This window comes from Streptomyces sp. TG1A-8 (assembly GCF_030499535.1).
In the GTDB taxonomy this organism is placed as follows: Bacteria; Actinomycetota; Actinomycetes; order Streptomycetales; family Streptomycetaceae; genus Streptomyces.
Window position 1 is genome coordinate 3140440 of record NZ_JASTLB010000001.1, and the last position, 16690, is coordinate 3157129.

Annotated in this window: 14 protein-coding genes, 1 rRNA gene and 2 pseudogenes; 3 read left to right on the forward strand and 14 right to left on the reverse strand. The window is 73.2% G+C overall.

Annotated elements, in window-relative coordinates; genetic code table 11:
- Positions 1 to 55 precede the first annotated feature (55 nt).
- The 5 genes from QQY24_RS13525 to QQY24_RS13545 form a co-directional block, all read right to left on the reverse strand.
- Positions 56 to 1762 carry a bifunctional uroporphyrinogen-III C-methyltransferase/uroporphyrinogen-III synthase gene (locus QQY24_RS13525; RefSeq protein WP_301972946.1) on the reverse strand — a complete coding sequence of 569 codons (1707 nt, stop codon included), beginning with the start codon at positions 1760 to 1762 and terminating at the stop codon, positions 56 to 58.
- A complete protein-coding gene (gene hemC / locus QQY24_RS13530; protein ID WP_301972947.1) occupies positions 1759 to 2718 on the reverse strand; it encodes a hydroxymethylbilane synthase in 960 nt (319 codons plus the stop codon). Before hemC ends, QQY24_RS13525 begins: the two co-directional genes overlap by 4 nt.
- Positions 2715 to 4415, reverse strand: a complete 1701-nt coding sequence (locus tag QQY24_RS13535; RefSeq protein ID WP_301972948.1) for a glutamyl-tRNA reductase — start codon at positions 4413 to 4415, stop codon at positions 2715 to 2717. The genes hemC and QQY24_RS13535 overlap by 4 nt, the downstream gene beginning before the upstream one ends.
- The gene (locus QQY24_RS13540) at positions 4412 to 5176 is read right to left on the reverse strand and encodes a redox-sensing transcriptional repressor Rex (protein ID WP_301972949.1); all 765 of its coding nucleotides are present in this window, start codon (positions 5174 to 5176) and stop codon (positions 4412 to 4414) included. The genes QQY24_RS13535 and QQY24_RS13540 overlap by 4 nt, the downstream gene beginning before the upstream one ends.
- Before the next feature lie 235 nt (positions 5177 to 5411).
- On the reverse strand, positions 5412 to 5699 hold the full coding sequence (locus QQY24_RS13545; RefSeq protein ID WP_301972950.1) for a glutaredoxin family protein: 288 nt from the start codon (positions 5697 to 5699) through the stop codon (positions 5412 to 5414).
- Positions 5700 to 5803: 104 nt separating this feature from the next.
- Between QQY24_RS13545 and QQY24_RS13550 the strand changes: the two are divergent.
- From QQY24_RS13550 to QQY24_RS13560, 3 genes and pseudogenes are all read left to right on the forward strand, one after another.
- Positions 5804 to 6732 (forward strand): annotated as a pseudogene (locus QQY24_RS13550) (HAD family hydrolase).
- A 395-nt stretch (positions 6733 to 7127) separates the two neighbouring features.
- Positions 7128 to 7907, forward strand: coding sequence for an ECF subfamily RNA polymerase sigma factor, BldN family (locus QQY24_RS13555; protein WP_301972951.1), 780 nt, complete (start codon positions 7128 to 7130; stop codon positions 7905 to 7907).
- A gap of 235 nt (positions 7908 to 8142) precedes the next feature.
- The gene (locus tag QQY24_RS13560; protein ID WP_301972952.1) at positions 8143 to 9363 is read left to right on the forward strand and encodes a DUF5667 domain-containing protein; all 1221 of its coding nucleotides are present in this window, start codon (positions 8143 to 8145) and stop codon (positions 9361 to 9363) included.
- 72 nt (positions 9364 to 9435) lie between these two features.
- Here the strand turns inward: QQY24_RS13560 and QQY24_RS13565 are convergent, their stop codons facing one another.
- The 9 genes and pseudogenes from QQY24_RS13565 to rrf all read right to left on the reverse strand — a co-directional run bounded on the left by QQY24_RS13565 (position 9436) and on the right by rrf (position 16619).
- The gene (locus QQY24_RS13565; protein WP_301972953.1) at positions 9436 to 10488 is read right to left on the reverse strand and encodes a lysophospholipid acyltransferase family protein; all 1053 of its coding nucleotides are present in this window, start codon (positions 10486 to 10488) and stop codon (positions 9436 to 9438) included.
- 14 nt (positions 10489 to 10502) lie between these two features.
- Positions 10503 to 11564: an NAD-dependent epimerase/dehydratase family protein gene (locus tag QQY24_RS13570; protein ID WP_301972954.1), complete on the reverse strand. Its 1062-nt coding sequence runs from the start codon at positions 11562 to 11564 to the stop codon at positions 10503 to 10505.
- Between the two features lie 176 nt (positions 11565 to 11740).
- Positions 11741 to 11839 carry an AURKAIP1/COX24 domain-containing protein gene (locus QQY24_RS13575; protein WP_003948845.1) on the reverse strand — a complete coding sequence of 33 codons (99 nt, stop codon included), beginning with the start codon at positions 11837 to 11839 and terminating at the stop codon, positions 11741 to 11743.
- Positions 11840 to 11974: 135 nt separating this feature from the next.
- On the reverse strand, positions 11975 to 12187 hold the full coding sequence (locus tag QQY24_RS13580) for a helix-turn-helix domain-containing protein (RefSeq protein ID WP_004984898.1): 213 nt from the start codon (positions 12185 to 12187) through the stop codon (positions 11975 to 11977).
- 129 nt (positions 12188 to 12316) lie between these two features.
- A complete protein-coding gene (locus QQY24_RS13585; RefSeq protein WP_301972955.1) occupies positions 12317 to 13132 on the reverse strand; it encodes a phosphatase in 816 nt (271 codons plus the stop codon).
- A 118-nt stretch (positions 13133 to 13250) separates the two neighbouring features.
- Positions 13251 to 14423: an acetoin utilization protein AcuC gene (locus tag QQY24_RS13590; RefSeq protein WP_301972956.1), complete on the reverse strand. Its 1173-nt coding sequence runs from the start codon at positions 14421 to 14423 to the stop codon at positions 13251 to 13253.
- Positions 14374 to 15587 (reverse strand): annotated as a pseudogene (locus QQY24_RS13595) (MFS transporter). The gene QQY24_RS13590 and the pseudogene QQY24_RS13595 overlap by 50 nt, the downstream one beginning before the upstream one ends.
- 195 nt (positions 15588 to 15782) lie before the next feature.
- On the reverse strand, positions 15783 to 16427 hold the full coding sequence (locus QQY24_RS13600; RefSeq protein WP_301972957.1) for an HAD family phosphatase: 645 nt from the start codon (positions 16425 to 16427) through the stop codon (positions 15783 to 15785).
- A gap of 75 nt (positions 16428 to 16502) precedes the next feature.
- Positions 16503 to 16619: ribosomal RNA gene (gene rrf, locus QQY24_RS13605) — 5S ribosomal RNA — on the reverse strand.
- Between the last annotated feature and the right edge of the window lie 71 nt (positions 16620 to 16690).

A 16690-nucleotide genomic window follows, 5' to 3' on the forward strand; every position in this document is an offset into this window, starting at 1 on the left:
CGGCACGGCGGAACGGCGGAGGGGCCCCGGTGACCGGGGCCCCTCCGCCGTTCCGCTAGGTCGTCGACCGCCGCCTGCGCGCCCCCGGCCGCCGCTCGCTGGGCCGGGTCACCGGGTCGCCCGCCTCCAGCGCGGCGGCGCGCCGCTTCGTGCCGAAGTCGGCCAGGGCCTCCGCCAGTTTGTGCACCGACGGCTCCGGGGCCATGACGTCCACCCGCAGGCCGTGCTCCTCCGCGGTCTTGGCCGTCGCCGGGCCGATGCACGCGATCACCGTCACGTTGTGCGGCTTGCCCGCGATGCCGACCAGGTTGCGGACCGTCGACGAGGACGTGAAGAGCACCGCGTCGAAGCCACCGCCCTTGATCGCCTCGCGGGTCTCGGCCGGGGGCGGCGACGCCCGCACGGTCCGGTAGGCCGTGACGTCGTCCACCTCCCAGCCCAGCTCGATCAGACCGGCGACCAGGGTCTCCGTGGCGATGTCGGCGCGCGGCAGGAACACGCGGTCGATCGGGTCGAAGACCGGGTCGTAGGGCGGCCAGTCCTCCAGCAGGCCCGCCGCCGACTGCTCACCGCTGGGCACCAGGTCCGGCTTCACGCCGAACGCGACCAGCGCCTTCGCGGTCTGCTCGCCCACCGCGGCCACCTTGATGCCCGCGAAGGCCCGGGCGTCGAGGCCGTACTCCTCGAACTTCTCCCGCACCGCCTTCACCGCGTTGACCGACGTGAAGGCGATCCACTCGTAGCGGCCGGTCACCAGGCCCTTGACCGCCCGTTCCATCTGCTGCGGGGTGCGCGGGGGCTCCACCGCGATCGTCGGGACCTCGTGCGGCACGGCGCCGTAGGACCGCAACTGGTCGGAGAGCGAAGCCGCCTGCTCCTTCGTGCGCGGCACGAGCACCTTCCAGCCGAACAACGGCTTGGACTCGAACCACGACAACTGGTCGCGCCAGGCGGCGGCGGGACGCTCGCCGACCACGGCTATCACCGGCCGGCCGCCCTCGGGGGACGGCAGCGCCTTCGCCTGCTTCAGCTTCTGCGCGATCGTGCCGAGCGTCGCCGTCCAGGTGCGCTGGCGGGTCGTCGTACCGGCGACGGTGACCGTCAACGGGGTGTCGGGCTTGCGACCCGAGGACACCAGTTCGCCCGCGGCGGCGGCGACGGAGTCCAGCGTCGTCGACACCACCACGGTGCCGTCGGATGCGCCGACCTCGGTCCAGCAGCGGTCGGAGGCGGTGCGGGCGTCCACGAAGCGGACGTCCGCGCCGTGCGCGTCCCTGAGCGGCACACCGGCGTACGCGGGGACGCCGACGGCGGCGGCGACACCGGGGACGACCTCGAAGGGGACGCCCGCCGCGGCGCAGGCGAGCATCTCCCCGGCCGCGTAGGTGTCGAGCCCGGGGTCCCCGGACACCGCACGTACGACCCGCCTGCCGCCCCGCGCGGCCTCCATGACAAGATGGGCGGCATCCCGGGCGACGGCCGGGACCGCGGTGGTCGCTGACGCGCCGTCGACGACCGTGAGCTGGGGCGTACCCGTGCCCGGAAGCGGGCCCGAGTCCGTGTCCGTCGGCACGACGGACACGCCCTGCCGGGCGTGCGTCCGGATCACGTCGAGCACGTCGTGCTCGGCGACCAGGACGTCCGCGTTCGACAGCGCCTCCACGGCGCGCAGAGTCAGCAGTCCCGGATCCCCGGGTCCGGCACCCAGGAAGGTGACGTGCCCGTGTTCGGGACCGGCGGCGGGAAGAGTGGTGGGGCTCACTGTGCTTGCTCCCCCATCAGACCGGCCGCGCCCTGGGCGAGCATCTCGGCGGCGAGTCCGCGGCCGAGTGCCGTAGCCCGGTCGTGCGTCTGGGGCACGGGACCGGTGGTGGACAGCTGCACCATGCGGGTGCCGTCGGTCGTGCCGACGACGCCGCGCAGGCGCATTTCCTTGACGAACTGCCCGTCGTCCAGCAGGTCGGCCAGCGCGCCCACAGGTGCGCTGCAACCGGCCTCCAGGGCGGCGAGCAGTGACCGCTCGGCGGTGACGGCGGCCCGCGTGGACGGGTCGTCGAGCTCGCCGAGCGCCGCGATGAGGTCCGCGTGGTCCGCGGCGCACTCGATCGCCAGGGCCCCCTGGCCGGGGGCGGGCAAAACCGTGTCGACCGACAGGAAGTCGGTCGCCTCGTCGATCCGGCCGATCCGGTTCAGTCCGGCGGCGGCCAGGACGACGGCGTCCAGCCGGCCGTCGCGGACGTATCCGATCCGCGTGTCGACGTTGCCGCGGATCGGGACCGTCTCGATGTCCAGTCCGTGGCCGCGCGCGTACGCGTTCAGCTGCGCCATGCGGCGGGGCGAGCCGGTGCCTATGCGGGCGCCGCGCGGGAGGTCCGTGAACTTCAGCGCGTCCCGGGCCACGATCACGTCCCGCGGGTCCTCGCGCCGCGGTACGGCGGCCAGGACGAGTTCCGCGGGCTGCGTGGTCGGCAGGTCCTTGAGCGAATGAACCGCGAAGTCCACCTCGCCCCGCAGCAGCGCGTCGCGCAGTGCCGTGACGAACACGCCGGTGCCGCCTATCTGCGCCAGGCTCTCGCGCGAGACGTCGCCGTACGTGGTGATCTCGACCAGCTCGACGGGCCGCCCGGTGACCCGGCCGACGGCCTGCGCCACCTGCCCGGACTGGGCCATGGCGAGCTTGCTGCGCCTGGTCCCCAGTCTCAAAGCCTTCTCACTCATGCCGGTCGGTCCTTCTCGTCTGTGCTGTCCCCGGCCCGGGAGACGGCGGCCACCGTCTCGGGGTCGAGGTCGAACAGGGTGCGCAGCGCGTCCGCGTACCCGGCGCCGCCGGGCTCGGCCGCGAGCTGCTTGACCCGCACGGTCGGTGCGTGCAGCAGCTTGTCGACGACCCGGTGGACGGCCTGCCGGATCTCACCGCGCTGGCGTTCGTCCAGGTCGGGCAGGCGGCCGTCGAGCCGCGCGATCTCGCCCGCGACGACGTCGGCGGCCATGGTGCGCAGCGCGACCACGGTCGGGGTGATGTGCGCCGCCCGCTGGGCCGCGCCGAAGGCCGCGACCTCGTCGGAGACGATACGCCTCACCTGGTCGACGTCGGCCGCCATCGGGGCGTCCGCGGAGGCCTCGGCGAGGGACTCGATGTCCACCAGCCGCACCCCGGCCAGCCGGTGCACGGCCGCGTCGATGTCGCGGGGCATGGCGAGGTCGAGGAGGAACAGGGAGGGCGCCGGGCGCGCGAAGCCGGCGACCGGCTCGGGCCTGCGGCGCTCGGGGACGCGGCCGACGGTGGCGACGGTCGCGGCGAGCGCGGTGATCAGCTCGGCGTCGGCCTCGGGGGCGGTGCGCTCGCGGCGGTCCACCGTGCCGTTGTCGACCCAGGCCGCGTGCTGCTCCAGGGTGGCGGCGTCCAGGCCGGCCACGGCGGCCTCGCCGAGCACGGAGAAGCCGGTCGCGCCCTGGACGGCGGCCAGGTCCAGCGGGCAGTTCTCGTCGGTGCCGGCGCCCGTGGGCGGCCCCGCAGCGATCGGAGCGGCCGGTGCGTCCGCGGGGCCGCTGTCGGCGACGGGCCGGCCGGTGGTGCGGCCCTCGACCGCCTGCGCGACGGCCTGCGCCGTGAGCACCAGTCCCGTCGCGCCGGTACAGGAGACGACGACGTCGGCACGTGTCAGCTCGGCCGCCACGTCGTCCATCCGGACCGCGCGGGCGGCCGCGGAGGTGTCGTCCCCCTCGGTGAGTATCCCGGCCAGGCGTTCGGCGCGCTCGAAGGTGCGGTTGGCGACGACGATCTCGGCGACCCCGGCGCGCGCGAGGGTCGCCGCGGCCAGCGAGGACATCGACCCGGCGCCGATGACCAGCGCCCTGCGCCCCGCCGCCCAGGTCCGGACGTCGCCGCCCGCGGCCAGCTGCTCCAGGCCGAAGGTGACCAGGGACTGGCCGGCGCGGTCGATGCCGGTCTCGGAGTGGGCGCGCTTGCCGACCCGCAGGGCCTGCTGGAACAGGTCGTTCAGCAGGCGGCCCGCCGAGTGCTGGTCCTGCGCCTTGGCCAGGGCGTCCTTGATCTGGCCGAGGATCTGCCCCTCGCCCACGACCATCGAGTCCAGACCGCAGGCCACCGAGAACAGGTGGTGGACGGCCCGGTCCTCGTAGTGCACGTACAGGTAGGGCGTCAGCTCCTCCAGGCCGACCCCGCTGTGCTGGGCGAGCAGCGTGGACAGCTCGGCGACACCGGCGTGGAACTTGTCCACGTCGGCGTACAGCTCGATGCGGTTGCAGGTGGCCAGCACCGCGGCCTCGGTGGCCGGTTCGGCGGCGACCGTGTCCTGCACCAGCTTGACCTGGGCGTCCGCGCTCAGCGCGGCCCGTTCCAGCACGCTGACGGGGGCACTGCGGTGACTCAGTCCGACGACGAGGAGGCTCATGCCGGCATCACGGCGGGCACGTCCCCGTCGGGTCCCTGGTCGGCGGACGCCCCGCGGGGGGTGGCGGCGGGCAGCGCGCCGTCGCCCGCGGCGGTCTCCTCGCCGGCCTTGCGCTGCTCGTGGAAGGCGAGGATCTGCAGCTCGATGGAGAGGTCGACCTTGCGCACGTCGACGCCGTCCGGGACGGACAGCACGGTCGGCGCGAAGTTCAGGATGGAGGTGACCCCGGCGGCGACCAGGCGCTCGCAGACCTGCTGCGCGGCACCGGCCGGGGTCGCGATCACGCCGATCGAGACGCCGTTGTCCTTGATGATCTTCTCGAGGTCGTCGGTGTGCTGCACGGGGATGCCGGCGACGGGCTTGCCGGCCATCGCGGGATCGGCGTCGATCAGCGCGGCGACCCGGAAGCCGCGCGAGGCGAACCCGCCGTAGTTGGCGAGGGCGGCGCCGAGGTTTCCGATGCCGACGATGACGACCGGCCAGTCCTGGGTCAGGCCGAGCTCGCGGGAGATCTGGTAGACGAGGTACTCCACGTCGTAGCCGACACCGCGCGTTCCGTAGGAGCCCAGGTAGGAGAAGTCCTTGCGCAGCTTGGCGGAGTTGACCCCCGCCGCCGCGGCCAGCTCCTCGGAGGAGACCGTGGGCACCGAGCGCTCCGACAGTGCGGTCAGGGCTCGGAGGTACAGCGGAAGCCGGGCGACGGTGGCCTCGGGAATCCCTCGGCCACGGGTCGCCGGTCGGTGTGTTCGGCCAGTTGCCACGGTGCTCCTGCGGGTAGAGCGGGGCTGTGGGCGGTCATGCGTTCCCGGACCGCCCCGTCGAATGCAGGCTATGTCTTTGTGAACGCGTGCACAAAGATGGTGTCCGATTTGCCCGGCCAACGTGACCGGGGTCACGCGTCTTTTAGGTGGGGGCAAAACCGACACGCTCCTCGTGAATCCCGCCCCCGAGACAAAACCGCCATCGATCCTAATCGACGCGCGGGCCGACCTTGTACTACTCGGTCAGTTCCCTGCGCAGGCGGCCCTCGTCCACCCGCCAGAAGGTGTGCTGCTCCCCGTCGACCAGGACGACGGGGATCTGCTCCCAGTACCGGTCGTGCAACCGCCGGTCCTGGGTGATGTCCTTCGCCTCCCACGGCACGCCGAGCTCGCCGCAGACCTTCTCGACCACCGCCTGGGCGTCGTCGCACAGGTGGCAGCCGGGCTTGCGGACGAGGGTGACCAGCCGCCGCTCACGCGGGACGGCCGCCTTACGTCGGAAGAGGGAACTCATACCGGCCATTCTCGCCCGCCGTCCACGGTCCCCGGCGGTCCGGTCGCGCGGAGTTCACCCCCTCTCGACCTCGTGGCTCCGGAACCACCGAACAAACTGGCTATGCTCACGCCATGGCCGCTCTCGGATGGCTCACCCCCCGTAGGCGCTCCGCCACGGCGCGGAGCGTGTTGGCAGGCGAGGCCTCGGCGGAGGCCGCCCGCAAGTCCTCCAAAACCGCGCCGCGGACCCCCGGGGGCGGCGCGGGGAACCGGTGTTCCCGGTCCTCGGCGACGACAGGGCCGCCGCCTTCTTCGACCTCGACAACACCGTGATGCAGGGCGCCGCGCTGTTCCACTTCGGGCGCGGGCTGTACAAGCGGAAGTTCTTCGAGACCCGCGACCTCGCCCGGTTCGCCTGGCAGCAGGCCTGGTTCCGGCTGGCCGGCGTCGAGGACCCCGAGCACATGCAGGACGCCCGGGACTCGGCCCTCTCCATCGTCAAGGGCCACCGCGTCGCCGAACTGGAGACGATCGGCGAGGAGATCTACGACGAGTACATGGCCGGCCGCATCTGGCCGGGCACCCGCGCCCTCGCGCAGGCCCACCTGGACGCGGGGCAGAAGGTGTGGCTGGTCACGGCCGCCCCGGTCGAGATCGCCCAGGTGATCGCCCGCCGCCTCGGCCTGACCGGCGCGCTCGGCACGGTGGCCGAGTCCGTCGACGGCGTCTACACCGGCAGGCTGGTCGGCGAGCCCCTGCACGGCCCGGCGAAGGCGGAGGCGGTGCGCGCCCTGGCGGCGGCCGAGCACCTGGACCTCGCCCGCTGCGCGGCCTACAGCGACAGCCACAACGACATCCCGATGCTGTCCCTGGTCGGCCACCCGTACGCCATCAACCCCGACGCCAAGCTCCGCAGGCACGCCCGCGAGAAGGACTGGCGCCTGCGCGACTACCGCACGGGCCGCAAGGCGGCGAAGGTCGGCATCCCGGCGGCGGCCGGCGTCGGCGCGGTCGCCGGCGGCACCGCGGCCGCCATCGCCCTGAGCCGCCGCCGCCGGTAGCGCCCGCCCGCGGTGCCGGTCGGCCGGCGGGGTGGCGCGCGGTGAGTCGGCGCGGACCGCGCGCACCGGACCCGCGCCGCCCGGGTCCGAACCACCCGGGCCCGCACCGGCCCCCTCCCGGCCCCGCGCGCCCGAAGTATGCCGTGGCCACATCAACACGCGCCGTAGTTCACCGAAAACCTTCCCGTTCCGATCACCAAGCGATCATTTGTCGACGTCCGATCAGGCGCCAACCGGTTACGTAAGCGACGTAATCGACGATTTGAGCAACTCGGTGTAGCAGCCCCTGCACGAAGCGTTATTCTCCTCAGACGCATTCCGGTACCCCTTCCGTCGCCACGACGGGTGAACGGTCCCGCACTGCACGTGATGGAAGCTCTGCCTCTGGGAGTCCCGTGTACTCACACGTCGGGGTTGACGCCTCGGGCCTGGCTACGCTGCGCGCGGCGGTCGCAACGGTCAAGGAGACGCTGCGCGGCTGTGTCCCCCCCGCGTACGCCGTCCCGGCCTTCGCCGCCACCGCGCCTCTCGGCCCGTGCTACGCACTGGCCGACGGCGGCGCCGCCGTCGGCGGGCGGGGGCGCGCCACCGGCGCGGCCCCCGCCCGCCGGCCGGCCGCCGACAGCGACAGCGCCCGGATGATGGACCTCGTGGAGCGCGCCCAGGCCGGCGAGGCCGAGGCGTTCGGCCGCCTCTACGACCAGTACAGCGACATCGTGTACCGGTACATCTACTACCGGGTGGGGGGCAAGGCGACCGCCGAGGACCTCACCAGCGAGACCTTTCTGCGGGCGCTGCGCAGGATCGGCACCTTCACCTGGCAGGGCCGTGACTTCGGCGCCTGGCTGGTGACGATCGCGCGGAACCTCGTCGCCGACCACTTCAAGTCCAGTCGCTTCCGGCTGGAGGTCACCACCGGCGAGATGCTCGACGCCAACGAGGTCGAGCGCTCCCCGGAGGACTCCGTCCTGGAGTCCCTCTCCAACGCCGCGCTGCTCGACGCCGTCCGGCGGCTCAACCCCCAGCAGCAGGAGTGCGTGACGCTCCGCTTCCTCCAGGGCCTCTCGGTCGCCGAGACCGCCCGGGTCATGGGCAAGAACGAGGGTGCCATCAAAACACTCCAGTACCGGGCCGTCCGCACGCTCGCCCGGCTCCTGCCGGACGACGCCCGCTGACGTCCGCCACCCTGTGCGACGCCCGGCTCACGTGCGGTGAAGGCTCGTCGTCTTCCCGATCCGATCATCCGCCGTCCGTAACCCAAGTGCCGCGCCACTCGTTGTGCGGGATACCGGCTCCCTGTGGTCACGTCCTGGCCGACCCCGATCACCCGATCGTGTGGAAGTGTCCGGGACGTACAACCCTCAGGATCCCCTGGGGAGTCGACCGTCATGACGAGAGGAGGTGCCGCCAGTGATCGCGAACGTATCGGCGCACCGGCGGGCGAACGCCTTCGCCCAGGCCCTGGAGGAGCAGTCCGACCGGGACACGGCGGCCGAGCAGTCCGCAGCACCGGCGCAGTCGCCGCCGGTCACCGAGGAACAGTCCGAGCCGGGCCGGCTGCTGGCCCTCACGGCGGATCTCGGCGCACTGCCCCGGCCACAGCTCGACCCGGAGGTCAAGGTCGTCCAGCGGGCCCGGTTGGTGGCCGCGATGGAGGCCATGCTCCAGGAGGGGACCGGGGCGGCGGACGTACCGGTACCGGAGCAGCGCTCCCGGAGCCGGAGTGCGCACCGGGCGAGTCCACTGGGCAGGCTGCAACCCCGTTCCCGGCTGGCGAAGGGGCTGGCCGCGGGCGGGCTCAGCGTCGGCGTGGCCGCCGGAGCCTTCGGCGGGGTCGCCGCGGCGAGCAGCGACGCCCTGCCGGGCGACTCCCTGTACGGCCTCAAACGCGGCATCGAGGACTTCCGGCTCAACCACCTGAGCGACGACGACGGCGAACGCGGCCGGACCTACCTCGACCAGGCCTCCACCCGGCTGAACGAGGCGCGCCGGCTGATGGAGCGCGGCCGGGGCGGCCACCTGGACCACGAGTCCATCGGTCAGATCCGCCGCACCCTGTCCGGGATGCAGCACGACGTCACCGAGGGCCACCGCCTGCTGCACGAGGCCTACGAACGCGACCCCGACTCCCTCGGCCCCATCCAGGCGCTCTCCGTCTTCTCCCGCTCCCACCGCGAGGCCTGGAGCGCCCTGAGCGACAAGCTGCCCGTGCAGCTCGGCGACGTCAAGGAACAGGTCTCGTCGGTCTTCGAGGCCATAGACGAAGAGGTCGCTCCGCTGCAGTCGCTGCTCCCGCAGCCGCCCGTCCGGGGCGGCGACGGCAAGCGGCACGGCTCCGGCCCACCGTCCGCCGGCTCCACCGGCCGGCCGGCCGCGCCCGGCACCGGCGGCACCCCGTCCTCCGGCACACACGCGAGTCCCGGCGGCCCCAGCGCCCCGGCCACCGGCGATGCCGGTGACGGCCTGCTCGGGGGCAACACCGGCGGCCTGCTGGACCCGCCGAAGCCCGGTTCCGGCAGCAGCGCCCCGTCCACCGGCAAGTCCCCGACGAGCGAGCCGGACGTCACCCTGCCGCCGCTCCTCCCGGGCCTGCTGCCCGGCCTGGACATCGACGGCAAGGACGCCGGCTAGCGTCCGCGGACCGGCGGCGGGGGCACTCCTCTTCCGAGCGGGGGTGTCCCCGTCGTCGTCCGCGCGCACGGCTCAGAAGAACACCGACCTGCGCTGCACCAACAGCTTGTAGAGGGTGTGCTGGATCTGCTCGCGGACCTGGTCGGTCAGGTTGAACATCAGCATCGGGTCCTCGGCCGCCTCCGGCGGGTAGCCGTCCGTCGGGATCGGCTCGCCGAACTGGATCGTCCACTTGGTGGGCAGCGGGACCGCCCCCAGCGGACCCAGCCACGGGAAGGTCGGCGTCAGCGGGAAGTACGGGAAGCCCAGCAGCCGTGCCAGCGTCTTCGCGTTGCCGATCATCGGGTAGATCTCCTCGGCCCCGACGATCGAGCACGGGACGATCGGCGCGCCCTGCCGCAGCGCGGTGGAGACGAAACCGCCCCGGCCGAACCGCTGGAGCTTGTACCGCTCGCCGAAGGGCTTGCCGATGCCCTTGAAGCCCTCCGGCATCACCCCGACCAGCTCGCCCTGCCCCAGCAGCCGTTCGGCGTCCTCGGCGCAGGCGAGGGTGTGCCCCAGCTTGCGCGCGAGTTCGCTGACCACCGGCAGCGCGAAGACCAGGTCGGCCGCGAGCAGCCGCAGGTGCCGGCCGGCCGGGTGGTGGTCGTGCACGGCGACCTGCACCATCAGGCCGTCCAGCGGCAGCGTCCCGGAGTGGTTGGCGACGATCAGCGCCCCGCCCTCGGCCGGGATGTTCTCGATGCCCTTCACCTCGACCCGGAAGTACTTCTCGTACAGCGGCCGCAACAGCGACATCAGGACCTGGTCGGTCAGCTCCTCGTCGTAGCCGAAGTCGTCGACCTCGTAGTCCCCGGTCAGCCGGCGGCGCAGGAAGGCCAGGCCGCCGGCCAGGCGCCGCTCCAGGCCGCCGCCGCGCGGCTCGGCGGACGGCCGGTCCCCACCGGTCACGGGGCCCTCCTTTCGCGGGGAGTTCCCGGTGGGCAGGGGCTGGACCGTGCCGGCCGGCGCGGCCTCGCCCGCGGCACCGCGCCGGCTCCCCGTACTCCGGCGCCGCGGGGGCCGCTGGGCGGCGCTCCCCCGGGACCGGTCGTCGTCGAACGGAATGACCTTGGCGTCCGCCATCGTTGCTGCGCTCCTCAGTTGGCGCTGTGCGTCGGGAGGTGCCCGCCCGCCTTCGCGGCGAGCCCGGCGACCCGGTCCACGGCCTCCGCGAGGGTCTCCGGCGGCAGCAGCCCGGGCCCCCGGCTGCGCGCGAAGTCCGCGAACGTCTCCGCTGTCGTGTACCTCGGTTCGAATCCCAGCGTCCGGCGCATCTCGTCGGTGGCCACCACCCGCCCGTGGGTCAGCAGCCGGATCTGCTCCGGCGAAAAGTCCGTCATACCGAGCGTACGCACCAGGGAGCCGGTCCAGGTGAGCGCGGGCAGCAGCAGCGGCACGGTGGGCCGGCCCAGCCGCCGCGAGCACTGCGACAGCAGCAGCGCACCGTCCCCGGCGATGTTGAAGGTGCCGCTGTTGTAGGTGCCCCGGCGCGGCTCGCGCGAGGCGATCCGCAGCACCTCGATGACGTCGTCCTCGTGCACGAACTGCAGGCGCGGGTCGTAGCCGAACACGGTCGGCAGCACGGGCAGCGCGAAGTAGGAGGCGAGCGGGGTGTCCGCGGTCGGTCCGAGGATGTTGGCGAACCTGAGCACGCACACGGCGACGTCGGGACGCCGCCGGGCGAACCCGCGCACGTAGCCCTCCACCTCGCAGACGTCCTTGGCGAAGCCGCCGCTGGCCAGCGACTTGGCGGGGGTGGCCTCGGTGAACACGGCCGGGTCGCGCGGCGCGGACCCGTACACGTTCGTACTGGACTTCACCACCAGGCGCTGCACGGCCGGCGACTTCTGGCAGGCGCCGAGCAACTGCATGGTGCCGATGACGTTGGTCTCCTTGACCGTGGCCCGGCTGCCGCCGGCCAGCGCGGTGCCGGTCACGTCCAGGTGGACGACCGTGTCGGCGCCGGTCTCGGCGAGCACCCGGGCGATCCCGGGCTGCCGGATGTCGGCCTGGATGAAGTCGGCCCCGCCCAGGTGGTGCGCCGGCGGCACCGCGTCCACGGCGATCACCCGGTCCACCTCCGGGTCCCGCTGGACGCGCCGCACGAACCGGCCGCCCAACTGCCGGGCGGCTCCGGTGACGAGCACGACCTTCCCCAAGATCAGCGCCTTCCTTCCCGACCTCGCGCGCAACCGCTCCCAGCCCGCGTTCCCGTGTGCGGCCAACTTAGCCGGTCGATGCCGCGCCGCGACGACCGCGCACGGCTCCGGACACGCCAGTGGCCCCCCACCACTCGGATGGGGGGCCACCGGACCACGCTCCCGCGCGGCGCCGCCTACTTCTTGTTGCGGCGCTGAACGCGCGTGCGCTTGAGCAGCTTGCGGTGCTTCTTCTTAGCCATCCGCTTGCGCCGCTTCTTGATAACAGAGCCCACGACTACCCTCGCTCACTTCTCATCACTCGGTTGTTTGGGCGCCATGGGCCCACACGACCTACGAGGGCCTAGCCTACCCGGTCGAGCGACGCAGCTTGTAATCGAGGGTGGTTTCCGGGTCTCCCGGAAGCGCCGTCAGGCCGTTTCCACCCCCACGTAGCTCTCGCGGAGGTACTCGTGCACCGCTTGCTCGGGGACGCGGAAGGACCGCCCCACCCGGATCGCGGGCAGATGACCGCTGTGCACCAACCGGTACACGGTCATCTTCGACACTCGCATCACCGAGGCGACCTCCGCCACGGTCAGGAACTGAACCTCGTTCAGAGGCCTTTCGCCAGCTGCAGCCATGACACACCTGAACCTTCCGCACGCGACGGCCGCCGGCTTCCCCTTCCGGTGACTCTTCGTCGCTGCGCGCTCACTCCCCAGACTAGGGGCGGGTGGTGCGAGTGGGGAAGAGGTGCACCCATCGGCGGCCTACCGTGACAGACGGGCTCGTTTGAGCACGTAGCGGGTAAGCGGGAGGTAGCGAACGGACGGGACCCCGTCGTCAAGTGGAACGACGACGGACACCGCGCCCTGTGCCTGACCGACGAACGGCGCCGGATCGTCGCTGTCCGCCAGCCCGATCGCCTCGAACCCGAGCTGACCTGCACCGCAGACCCACCCGTGGTCCCCGACGACCAGCCCCGGCAGGGGCCCGCCGCCCCCGGCCGCGGCGTCCAGCGCGACGCGAACCGGCAGCGGCGAATGACTGTGCACCCCCGGCCCGCCACCGGGGTGCCCGGCCCCCGGTTCCCGCACCAGCGCGACCCCTCGTACGTAGTCCAGTCGGCACGTGCGTAGGCCGAACCGGGTCAATATGTCGACACGGCGGCCCTGCGCCGGGGTGAGGACCTCACATCCCGCCGCCGACAGGCCGTCCGCCAACCCGGCGTAGAACCCGAGCAGTCGGTGCGGGTGCCCGGTGCCGAACAGCACGGGCGCGCAACGCCGGGCGGCGGCCCCGATCCGCTCCGCGAACGCGTCCAGCGCCCCCAGGGTCCGCTCCGGATCGATCACGTCCGGGCCCGAGACGTGCCGCGGGTCGGCCGACACCCCGCACCTGTCCGCCATCAGGGCGAGCAGGTCCCGCTGCCCCCAGGGCCGTTCGGGATCGATCCCGATCAGCACACGGGGGTCGCGGGCCGCGAACAGCCGGTACCGCCGGAGACTGTCCTCCCGCGAGGTGGCGACCTCCCCGGCGAGCCGCGCCCCGAGCAGGTGCGCCCGCAGCGCACCGGTGTCGCACACGCCCCCGATGGTGGCCCATCGCCGGCGGGCCGGGGGCACGAACACCGCAACACCGCACGGTTGGTCTAACGCACCCCGGAACACGCTCCCGCACGCGCCCACGGCCGCCGGCCGCGGTTCACGGCAGCAGCCCCCGCAGCGGGAACACCGCCCGCCGGGTGGCCAGCACGGCCTGGTCCAGGCGGTCGGCGGGGTCGTACCCCTCCTCCCAGGAGGCCCAGGACACCGGCCACCGCCCGTCGGTCATCCGCTGCGGCCCCGGCTGCCGTGTCCGGGCGAACACCTCCTGCCGCCACGCCTCGGGGACGAGCGCCTCCGGAGCGACGGGCCGCCCGGCCGCGATCCCCACCAGGTGCGTCCACGACCGCGGCACGACGTCCACCACCGCGTACCCGCCCCCGCCCAGCGCGACCCACTTCCCGCCCGCGTGCTCGTGCGCCAGCTCGTGGCACGCCGTCTGCACGGCCCGCTGCGCGTCCAGGGACACGGCGAGGTGCGCCAGCGGATCCTCGAAGTGCGTGTCGGCCCCGTGCTGGGTGACCAGCACCTGCGGCCGGAACCCGGCGAGCAGTTCCGGCACCACCGCGTGGAACGCCCGCACCCACCCCGCGTCCCCGGTCCCGGCCGGCAGGGCCACGTTCACGGCGCACCCCTCCCCCGCGCCCGCACCGGTCTCCTGCGGCCACCCGGTCTGCGGGAACAGGGTGCGGGGGTGCTCGTGCAGCGAGACCGTCAGCACCCGCGGGTCCTCCCAGAACGCCGCCTGCACACCGTCCCCGTGGTGCACGTCGACGTCCACGTAGGCGACCCGCTCGGCCCCCAGCTCCAGCAACCGCGCGACGGCGAGCGCGGCGTCGTTGTAGACGCAGAACCCCGAGGCGGCCCCGGGCATGGCGTGGTGCAGGCCGCCCGCGAAGTTCACGGCGTGCTCGGCGTCCCCGCGCCACACGGCTTCCGCGGCCCCCACCGACTGCCCCGCGATCAGCGTGGACACCTCGTGCATCCCGGCGAACGCGGGATCGTCCAGCGTCCCCAGCCCGTACGACCGGTCGGCCGCCCCGGGGTCCGCGGACGCGGCCCTCACGGCGTCGATGTAGTCCTCCCGGTGGACCAGCCGCAGCGTCGACTCCCCGGCCGGTTTCGCCGCGACGACCTCCACCTCCCGGTCCAGCCCGAAGGCACCGACCAGCTTCCGGGTCAGGGCCAGCCGGACCGGATCCATCGGGTGGTCCGGGCCGAAGTCATAGCCCGTCACCGCCTCGTCCCACATCAGCTGTGCGCGGCCGCTCATGCCCGCCACCGTACCGGTCCGGCCGAGCCGCGAACGACCGGGCGTGCACCAGGGTCACCAGCACCAACACCATCGGCACCAGCATCGCCCCCCGATAGCCCCAGGCGTCCCCGACCACCCCCACCAACGGTGAACCCACCAGGAAACCGACGTAGTTGAAGACGTTGAGCCGTGCGACCGCCGCGTCCGACGCCCCGGGAACAGCCGGCCCGCCGCCGCGAACGTCTGCGGCACCAGCACGCACAGTCCCAGTCCCAGCAGGGTGAAGCCGAGCATCCCCACCCACGCGTCCGGCGCCGCCGACACCACCGCGAACCCCCCGGCCGCCACCAGCGCCCCGAGCCGGACGACCGCCACCGCCCCGAACCGCCGCACCCCGAAGTCCCCCAGGGCCCGCCCCACCAGCGTGGTCACCGTGTACACGTTGTACGGCACGGTCGCCAGCTGTTCCGAACCGCCCAGCACGTCCCTGACGTACTTCGCGCTCCAGTTCGAGACCGTCGAGTCCCCGATGTACGCGAACGTCATCACCAGGCACAGCGGCAGCAGCAGCGCCAAGGCGACTCCCCCGCCGGGCGGCCCCCCGTCCGGCGCGGCGGGCGCCGGCTCCCCGTCCACGTACCACCGGCTGCCCACCAGCGCCGCCGGCAGCAGCACGGCCACCACCGGCAGGTACGACACCCACAGCGCGAGCTGCCGGTGCGCCCCCGCCCACGCCAGCGAGGCGCCCAGGATCCCACCGAGGCTGAAGGCCGCGTGGAAGCCCAGCATGATGCTGCGCCCGTACGCGCGCTGCAGGCTGACCCCGAGCATGTTCATCGAGGAGTCCAGCGCCCCCACGGCCAGCCCGAACGCGGCCAGCGCCACCGCCAGCCCGGCCGCCCGCCCGCCCGCGCCGGCACCGAGCAGCGCCAGCAGCACCACGGGCTGGGACCAGCGCAGCAGCCGGCTCGGCCGGACGCGCTTCACCACGTGCTCGGTCGTCACGCTGCCGACCCCGGCGAGGATCGGCACGGCCGCCAGGAAGACCGGGAGCAGGGCGTCGGAGACGCCGTACCGGTCCTGGAGGGCGGGGATGCGCGTGACGAGCAGCGCGAAGGTGACGCCCTGCGCGAAGAAGCCGAACGCCAGCGAGGCCCTGCCGCGCCGCAGCACATCGGTCATGGCGGCGAGCGTAGGACCCCGGGCTACCTGTGGGTAGATCCGGCCAAAGGTGAGTTCTGCTCAACTCCGCCCGCACTGGAGGCGGGTGCGGGCCGGTCCGGGCGGCGATGGCCGGGGCCGCCTCCCGGGCGCTGCCCGGCGCCTGCCGTCCGGACGTCGGCACGACGGATGCGGGCCCCCCGCCGACGGCCCGGATCACACGAGCAGGTCGGCCAGCTCCCCCATGGTGGAGAAGAGGCGGTCCGCCCCGGCCAGACCGGCCGCCGGGGTCATCGCGGTGAACCCGTACACCTCCATCCCGGCGGCCAGGGCGGCCTGCACGCCCAGCGGGGAGTCCTCCACGACCAGGCACCGCCCGGGGGCCGCCCCCATCCGCCCGGCCGCGTGGAGGAAGAGGTCGGGGGCCGGCTTGCCGCGGCCGACGTCCTGCGAGCTGAAGACGCGCCCTTCCCCGAACCACCGGTCGAGCCCGGTCGTCCGGTGCCCGACCCGGATCCGCTCGTGGCTCCCGGAGGACGCCACGCAGTACGGCACCCCGTCCGCGGCGAGCTTCTCCAGCACGCCGGCGACTCCGGGGACGGGCCGCAGCTCCCGCTCGAAGGCGGCGAACACACGGGCGTGGAAGACGTCGTCGAAGTCGTCCGGCAGCCGCTGCCCGGTCCGCTCCAGCACCAGGTCGTGGACCCGGTGCAGCGCCGACCCCATGTAGTCCCGGACGGAGTCCTCGTACGACGTCGGGTGCCCCAGTTCGGTCAGGTAGGCGGCCAGGATCCGGTTGGAGATCGGCTCGCTGTCCACGAGGACACCGTCGTTGTCGAAAATGATGAGGTCGTAGCGCATGGATACGAGCGTAGGTGAGCCCCGTGAACGCAGAAAGCCCCCGCATCTTCCGATGCGGGGGCTTTCCCAAGAATTGTTCGGCGGTGTCCTACTCTCCCACAGGGTCCCCCCTGCAGTACCATCGGCGCTGTGAGGCTTAGCTTCCGGGTTCGGAATGTAACCGGGCGTTTCCCTCACGCTATGACCACCGAAACACTATGAAACTGAACGCCGCACCATGTGCGAGCACACGGGGCTGTTCGTGGTTTCAGAACCAACACAGT